A 6,082-nucleotide genomic window follows, 5' to 3' on the forward strand; every position below is an offset into this window, starting at 1 on the left:
CTGCCAAGCGCTGAAGCGATTACGCGGTTGAAACTTATAACTACCTAAACAGCAAGAAAAAAAGAACCGCGAATTATGCGAATTAAACGAATTAAGAGTATGAACTGGCGAACAGTCAATTGAACAGCGAAGCTGTTTCTCTTCAATTCGCTAAATTCGTTAAATTCGCGGTTGAACCTCATAACTGCGTAGCAGCAAAATATTAAAGTTAAATCATTGCATGTCAAAGACAGTTATAAAAACAGAGAATCTTATTAAAATTTAACGATTAGGTGAAGTTGGCATCGACACACTCTCCTTCGCTGGCGCGCGATTGCAACGCGTGACTTTGAATAAAGTTTATAAATTTTAAAGGACACGGTTCGCAGAACCGCGCCAGCGAAGGCGTAAGCTTACGCCCCTTCAGGGCTATAAGATTGTGGTTGAATTCATCGTTGGGCGATGCCCAACGCTACTGCTTATCGCCCTTTCAGAGCTTCACTTAACGACATTGAATTGTGAACCGCGAATTATGCGAATTAAACGAATTGAAGAATCTTGCATTCGCAAGATCAAATAAATACAGCGAAGCTGTTCTCCCAAATTCTTTGCTGAGGCAAAGCGCTAAAGCAATAATGCGGTTAAACCTCTTCTCTGCGTTAGCAGTCAAAAATATTTAAGTTAAAATCATTGCATGTTGAAGATAGTTATAAAAATAGAAAACCGCTCTAAAATATAACACCTCGGCGAAGTAGAAACTGGCATCTTTAACCGCGAATCGAAGATCGACGGAGTCAATTAGACGAATTGAACGAATTATCAGAAACAATTCAATGATTTATCAAGACGAATCCTATAAAATCATCGGTGCGGCAATGAAAGTTCATCGGGAATTAGGATGTGGTTTTTTAGAACAAGTTTACCAAGAAGCACTTGAGATAGAATTAAAAAAACAAAATATCCCTTCTGAGAGAGAAGTACCTTTAACCATTTCTTATGATGGGCATATTCTAAACAAACAATATATTGCAGACTTCAAATGTTACGATAAAATTATACTGGAACTGAAAGCTGTAAAAGAATTGGATAATATTCATGAAGCACAAGTTTTTAATTACCTGAAAGCAACAGGATTTAAACTCGGCTTATTGATTAATTTTGGAGAAGCGTCACTTGTGTACAAACGAATTGTGAAAGAAAAATAAGAAATAAACCGCGTAACCGATAAGTAGTAAAAAGAAAAGGCGAACCGCGAATTATGCGAATTAAACGAATTAAGAGTATGAACTGGCGAACAGTCAATTGAACAGCGAAGCTGTTTCTCTTCAATTCTTTGCAAGCAAAGCGGCATGGCCGATTACGCTTTATTCGTTAAATTCTTGGCCATGCCAAGCGCTGAAGCGATTACGCGGTTGAAACTCTTATCTACCTAAACAGCAAGAAAAAGGAACCGCTAATTATGCGAATTAAACGAATTAAGAGTAAGAACTGGCGAACAGTCAATTGAACAGCGAAGCTGTTTCTCTTCAATTCTTTGCAAGCAAAGCTACATGGCCGATTACGCTAAATTCGTTAAATTCTTGGCCCTGCCAAGCGCTGAAGCGATTACGCGGTTGAACCTCATAACTGCGTAGCAGCAAAATATTAAAGTTTAAATCATTGCATGTCAAAGACAGTTATAAAAACAGAGAATCTTAGTAAAATTTAACGATTAGGTGAAGTTGGCATCGGCACACTCTCCTTCGCTGGCGCGCGTTTGCAACGCGTGACTTTGAATAAAGCTTATTAATTTTTAAGGACACGGTTCGCAGAACCGCGCCAGCGAAGGAAGATGATAATTTAGCACGCATTACAAATGCGCGCTAGCAAGGCGGTAAAGAAGAGTTAACCGCAGAGGCGCGAAGGAAAGAACGCAAAGGGCGCAAAGTGCTTATTACTGCCTGATAGCGATTGATTGTTGGCATAAAACACAGTGTGAGCTATGTTTGTATCTACTTGGCATTTTCGTGACGGCTTTGCCATTGACATAACCACACCGTTTTTGTATTTTTGACATAACAAAACCAACAAAATGAACACGATAAAATTAAAAACCAGCTTTCATCACCTTATAGACAGCATTGACAATAAGCAGCTATTGGAGAGCTTTTACCATTTGATCAAAGCCAAAAGCAAAGCCCAAACAGGTGATTTATGGGCTGGTTTAAAACCTGATGAAAAGGACGAATTATTACAATCATTTCACGAAAGCGAAGTGGCAGAAAATTTGATTGGCTATGACGTGATAAAGAATAGGCACGAAAAATGGCTTTAGAAATAAAATGGACCAAAAGAGCCGATCAAAAATTTGACAAAGTCATTGATTAACTATTAAGCGAATGGGGTGCACAAACAACTAAAACCTTTGTAAAAAAGGTATATGATTTCTTGGATTTAATATCTTTCTATCCCGAAATTGGTTCAATTGAAAACGAAGAAAAAGAAATCAGAGGGTTTCCTGTCACCAAACAGATCATCATTTTTTATCGTGTCAGTAACACTACCGTTATCATTCTTAATATTTTTGACAATCGTCAGAGTAAGTCAAGAAAGAGATTATAATGAAAAGCGTTTCAACTCTCTCTACTGAAACGATTATTTCATTCATCATTTATATCAAAATTAATCATTTTCATAAGTGACTGTCTGCAGCACTCATTAATTGTCTTTTTAATATGATCCCCACCGCTGGCGCGCGTTTGCAACGCGTGACTTTGAATATAGCTTATAAATTTTAAAGGACATGGTTCGCAGAACCGCGCCAGCGAAGGGGAAATTATCATATATCAGGATCTGAACGATACTGATATTGAACTTGAAGTACGTATTGAAGATGAAACGGTTTGGCAAACGCAAGCACAAATGGCAGAGTTATTTCAAACCACCCGGAAAAATATTACCCTCCACATTTCAAATATCTTCAAGGAGAAGGAATTAATCGTTGATTCAGTTAGTAAGGAATCCTTACTAACTGCTGCTGATTGCAGAACATATCAGTTGTCGCAAAATTTGCGACAACTGCATCTGATGGGAAAAGCTAACAAGTTGAACACTACAATTTGGACATGATCCCTTCTGTTGGTTATCGGGTGAAATCAAAAAGGGGTATTTTATATCGGAGATGGGCTAACAATATCCTGTAAAAGCGGGACACGGTTCGCAGAACCGCGCCAGCGAAGGAGTGAGCTTACGCCCCTTCAGGGCTATAAGATTGTGGTTGCATTCATCGTTGGGCGATGCCCAACGCTATTGCTTATCGCCCTTTCAGGGCTTCACTTAACGACATTGAATTGTGAACCGCGAATTATGCGAATTAAACGAATTGAAGAATCTTGCGTTCGCAAGATCAAGGTCAATACTGCGAAGCTGTTCTCCACAATTGTTTGCAAGCAAAGCGGCATGGCCGATTACGCTAAATTCGTTAAATTCTTGGCTCTGCCAAGCGCTGAAGCGATTACGCGTTTGAAACTCATAACTGCGTAGCAGCAAAATATTAAAGTTTAAATCATTGCATGTCAAAGACAGTTATAAAAACAGAGAATCTTAGTAAAATTTAACGATTAGGTGAAGTTGGCATCGGCACACTCTCCTTCGCTGGCGCGCGTTTGCAACGCGTGACTTTGAAAATAGCTTATAAATTTTAAAGGACATGGTTCGCAGAACCGCGCCAGCGAAAGAAACCAAGCGGCAAGCCGATTAAGTGGACAAAAACCATTGATAAACAAATTATGACCAACCATGCAAGTTGAAGAACTTAGAAATATCATCCTAAAAGCGCTTTCTGATTTAAATATCCAGAAAGTGATTTTGTTTGGTTCATATTCAAAGGGGTGTCAGACTTCTGATAGCGATATCGACTTATTGGTAGTCACCAACGATGATTTTATGCCCGATTCGTTCATGCAAAAAATGGCAATTAAAACAAAGATATCCAAAGCACTCGGAGTGCTCAGAGAGGTTTCGGATATTGATTTAATTGTACATACCAAGCCTATGTATGAACGTTTTCTGAAACTCGACAGTGGTTTTAAAAGAGAACTATTAAAAACAGGAACCATATTGTATGAAGCCAACAACGCTTGAATGGTTATCATTGGCTGAGGATGACTTGCTGGCAGCTAAATCACTGGTTTCAAATGAACGCCTTACAAACATCGCGGCGTTTCATTGTCAACAATGCATAGAGAAATGTTTGAAAGCATTGTTGGAAGAAAAGGAATTGGGAACAGTCAAATCGCATGATCTGATCCGATTACTTAAACTTACCGGATTAACAATGAATGGTGATGACATGGAGTTGCTTGTAATCATCAACGAAGTATATATTGATGCCAGATATCCGGGAGAGATGGGGTTATTACCACATGGGAAACCCACTCCAAATGACATCAACCTCTTCGTTTTATTCTGTGAGAAAATTATTCATTGGATTAACAACCTTGTATCATTAATGAATCATTAAAGAATTATAGTCCACGTAATCGCTTTAGCGCTTTGCGAAGCAAAGAATGACACGAATATTTTCTTTCTTTAATTTATGAAATTAGTGTAATACTTTCCTGCGGAAAGCGTCGAAGGCGACGATGACTTTGCTTCGCAAAGCGACAAGTCGGTTACTTTGCTGCGGTTATCTCTCGCTGGCGCGCGTTTGCAACGCGTGACTTAGATTATAACATACAAATTTTTAAGTACGCGGTTCGCACAATCGCGCACATGAGGAGGTTAGTCTGCTGCGGAAAGATGATAATTGAGCACGCATTACAAATGCGCGCTAGCGAGGAACCGACCAACAAGGACATCATGGCCGTAGCCATCAAAGCAGGGCTTAATAAACAACGGATCACAAGTATTATAGAGGAGATCAACATGCATGTTAATGAAAACACTTAACATGGCAAAAAGCTAGTCACACTGGGACACGTTTCTTTCCTACGGAAAGCGCTGAAGCGGTTACTTGTTTACAACAAGCGGCAAGTCGATGAGTAACGTATGCCTAATAAACAGCTACTTTAAATTGATTTTCAATCATCAAAGAAACACAAACAGTAGAACGACAAAAAGGTTAGTTTGCTGCGGAAAGATGATAATTGAGCACGCATTACAAATGCGCGCTAGCGAAGGGGAGACAAAACAGTATTTTAAACTTAGCATCTGATTCAACTTACGATGACACAATCACAAGACGATATCCGCTGGCAACAACGATTCAGCAATTATCGAAAAGCATACACCCAATTGAAAAATGCCATTGCTCTTGAATCTTTAAACGATTTGGAGAAAGAAGGTTTGATACAACGCTTCGAATATACCTTTGAACTGGCTTGGAACGTCATGAAGGACTTTCTGGAAGCAAAAGGGAATACAGGCATCATGGGCTCAAGAGATGCCATTCGGTTGGCTTTTAAGCAGGGTTTGATATCTGATGGGGAGATTTGGATGGAAATGGTCAAGAGCAGGGTACTCTCGTCTCATACATATGACAAAGCTACAGCTGACGAAATTACGCTTGCAGTCCGAAATCATTATTTTTCGTTGCTGACTGATTTCCTCCGCACCATGGAACCTTATGTGGCTGACAACAATGAATAGTGGGTTGAGTCCGCAAACAACAACGGCCTTTTTGTCGGTGCTTTTTCAGCATCCTAAAGTCAAAGAGGTCATATTATTTGGGTCCAGAGCCAAGGGCACTTTTAAGCCGGGTTCTGATATCGATTTGGCATTGAAAGGCGAGCTGAACTTACAGGATCTGACCTTGCTACTCAACCACATCGATGACCTGAATTTGCCTTACACCTTCGATCTGATTATCTATAACAGAATAAAAGAACCGGCATTAAGGGAACATATCCAACGGGTTGGAATTCCATTGACACACACTGACGCAACTGATGGGCGTTTGTAAACCGTACTTTGGTTGAATTGATCATACAATGCAATAGTGCGGGAGGTAGGAGGTAAAATAATCCACATTCGCTGGCGCGCGTTTGCAACGCGTGACTTTGAATATCGCTTATAAATTTTAAAGGACACGGTTCGCAGAACCGCGCCAGCGAAGGGAAGCGAT

General features: G+C 39.9%; 6 protein-coding genes and 2 pseudogenes. All 8 read left to right on the forward strand.

Features of this window, described 5'->3' with window-relative positions:
- Positions 1–812 precede the first annotated feature (812 nt).
- Positions 813–1,184 carry a GxxExxY protein gene (locus LX69_RS14615; RefSeq protein ID WP_111446793.1) on the forward strand — a complete coding sequence of 124 codons (372 nt, stop codon included), beginning with the start codon at positions 813–815 and terminating at the stop codon, positions 1,182–1,184.
- A gap of 866 nt (positions 1,185–2,050) precedes the next feature.
- Positions 2,051–2,293 (forward strand): hypothetical protein, encoded by a 243-nt coding sequence (locus LX69_RS14620; RefSeq protein ID WP_111446794.1) that lies wholly within the window; start codon positions 2,051–2,053, stop codon positions 2,291–2,293.
- Positions 2,294–2,367: 74 nt separating this feature from the next.
- A pseudogene (locus LX69_RS18390) lies at positions 2,368–2,580 on the forward strand (type II toxin-antitoxin system RelE/ParE family toxin); the annotation flags it as partial.
- Positions 2,581–3,071: 491 nt separating this feature from the next.
- Positions 3,072–3,161: pseudogene (gene rhuM, locus LX69_RS18260) on the forward strand (RhuM family protein); the annotation flags it as partial.
- Positions 3,162–3,756: 595 nt separating this feature from the next.
- On the forward strand, positions 3,757–4,101 hold the full coding sequence (locus LX69_RS14635; RefSeq protein ID WP_111446796.1) for a nucleotidyltransferase domain-containing protein: 345 nt from the start codon (positions 3,757–3,759) through the stop codon (positions 4,099–4,101).
- Positions 4,082–4,480: a HEPN domain-containing protein gene (locus LX69_RS14640; protein WP_111446797.1), complete on the forward strand. Its 399-nt coding sequence runs from the start codon at positions 4,082–4,084 to the stop codon at positions 4,478–4,480. Before LX69_RS14635 ends, LX69_RS14640 begins: the two co-directional genes overlap by 20 nt.
- Positions 4,481–5,184: 704 nt before the next feature.
- Entirely contained in the window at positions 5,185–5,607 is a 423-nt protein-coding gene (locus LX69_RS14645) for a nucleotidyltransferase substrate binding protein (protein ID WP_111446798.1), read from the forward strand.
- On the forward strand, positions 5,585–5,920 hold the full coding sequence (locus tag LX69_RS14650) for a nucleotidyltransferase family protein (RefSeq protein WP_245935035.1): 336 nt from the start codon (positions 5,585–5,587) through the stop codon (positions 5,918–5,920). Before LX69_RS14645 ends, LX69_RS14650 begins: the two co-directional genes overlap by 23 nt.
- Positions 5,921–6,082 lie beyond the last annotated feature (162 nt).

The organism is Breznakibacter xylanolyticus, from assembly GCF_003254275.1.
GTDB classification, from domain to species: domain Bacteria; phylum Bacteroidota; class Bacteroidia; order Bacteroidales; family Marinilabiliaceae; genus Breznakibacter; species Breznakibacter xylanolyticus.

Excerpts from the sequence above, each read along its gene's own strand:
- LX69_RS14615 (WP_111446793.1), top strand. The coding sequence starts at position 813 with ATGATTTATCAAGACGAATCCTATAAAATCATCGGTGCGGCAATGAAA.
- LX69_RS14620 (WP_111446794.1), top strand. The coding sequence starts at position 2,051 with ATGAACACGATAAAATTAAAAACCAGCTTTCATCACCTTATAGACAGC.
- LX69_RS14635 (WP_111446796.1), top strand. The coding sequence starts at position 3,757 with ATGCAAGTTGAAGAACTTAGAAATATCATCCTAAAAGCGCTTTCTGAT.
- LX69_RS14640 (WP_111446797.1), top strand. The coding sequence starts at position 4,082 with ATGAAGCCAACAACGCTTGAATGGTTATCATTGGCTGAGGATGACTTG.
- LX69_RS14645 (WP_111446798.1), top strand. The coding sequence starts at position 5,185 with ATGACACAATCACAAGACGATATCCGCTGGCAACAACGATTCAGCAAT.
- LX69_RS14650 (WP_245935035.1), top strand. The coding sequence starts at position 5,585 with ATGTGGCTGACAACAATGAATAGTGGGTTGAGTCCGCAAACAACAACG.